Raw genomic sequence first — 1,204 nt, forward strand, 5'->3', positions numbered from 1 at the left:
CCGCTCCAGGGGCGAGGCACCGGTCTCAGACCGTCAGACCCTGCCGTCGATCGGGGACGTGATACCGGCGCCGGCCGGATCGCTCGACGAGCGCCTCGATGACGTCCATGTCGCGTGCGACTGCGGCATGCTCGCGCCGGACCCCGGGATCGGAAGGATCGAGCCCGACAAGATCAGCGATATTCGGGGCCATGCCCACCTCCCTCACAGGGTTCAGCACATACCCAGGCTGTCGTCGGCGCGCCGGGCGGGTCGGGGCACCCGCCCGGCCGCAGGGGACGGTGGGGGCGGCTCGACCGCTACACCCGTTCGACGACGGTGGTGTTGGCCTGGCCGCCGCCTTCGCACATGGTCTGGAGGCCGTACCGGCCGCCCGAGCGCTCCAGTTCGTGGACGAGTTTGGTCATCAGCACGGAGCCGGTGGCGCCCAGCGGGTGGCCCAGTGCGATGGCGCCGCCGTTGGGGTTGGTCGTGGCGGGGTCGGCGCCCAGTTCCTGCTGCCAGGCCAGCGGGACGGGGGCGAAAGCCTCGTTGATCTCGGTGACGTCGATGTCGTCGATGCCGAGCCCGGCCTTGTCCAGGGCCGCGCGGGTGGCCGGGATGGGGGCGGTGAGCATGTACACGGGGTCGTCGCCGACCAGGGACAGCTGCACGATGCGGGCCATCGGGGTGAGCCCGTGCTTGTTCACCGCCCGCTCGGAGGCGATGAGCAGCGCGCCCGCGCCCACGGAGACCTGGCTGGCGACCGCGGCCGTGAGCGCCCAGCCTTCGCGCAGCGGGTCGAGCGAGGCCATCTTCTCCAGGGTGGTCTCGGGCCGCACGCCCTCATCCCGGGAGACCCCGGCGAGCGGCGCGATCTGGCCGTCGAAGTATCCGGCGTCGCGCGCCGCGGCGGCGCGGCGGTGGCTCTCCAGCGAGTAGTGCTCCAGGTCCGCGCGGCTGTAGCCCCACTTCTCGGCCATCAGTTGCGCGCCGCGGAACTGGGAGATCTCCTGGTCGCCGTAGCGCTTGCTCCAGCCCTCACCGAAGATCGGCAGGTCGGCGTCGAAGGCGTACTTGGCGTTGGCGCCCATGGGGACCATGCCCATGTTCTCCACGCCCGAGGCGACCACGAGGTCCTGGGTGCCCGACATGACGCCCTGGGCGGCGAAGTGCACGGCCTGCTGGGACGAGCCGCACTGGCGGTCGATGGTGACGCCGGCGG

2 protein-coding genes are annotated in these 1,204 nt (G+C 72.0%); both read right to left on the bottom strand.

The window, feature by feature from the left end; translation table 11 throughout:
- Positions 1-25: 25 nt before the first annotated feature.
- Positions 26-193 (bottom strand): hypothetical protein, encoded by a 168-nt coding sequence (locus D452_RS30600; protein WP_160167866.1) that lies wholly within the window; start codon positions 191-193, stop codon positions 26-28.
- 106 nt (positions 194-299) lie between these two features.
- Positions 300-1,204 (bottom strand): acetyl-CoA C-acyltransferase (locus tag D452_RS0101270; RefSeq protein ID WP_017542352.1); only part of this gene is annotated, 905 nt, incomplete at its 5' end.

Origin of the sequence: Nocardiopsis prasina DSM 43845, assembly GCF_000341265.1 — a bacterium.
Classification (GTDB): domain Bacteria; phylum Actinomycetota; class Actinomycetes; order Streptosporangiales; family Streptosporangiaceae; genus Nocardiopsis; species Nocardiopsis prasina.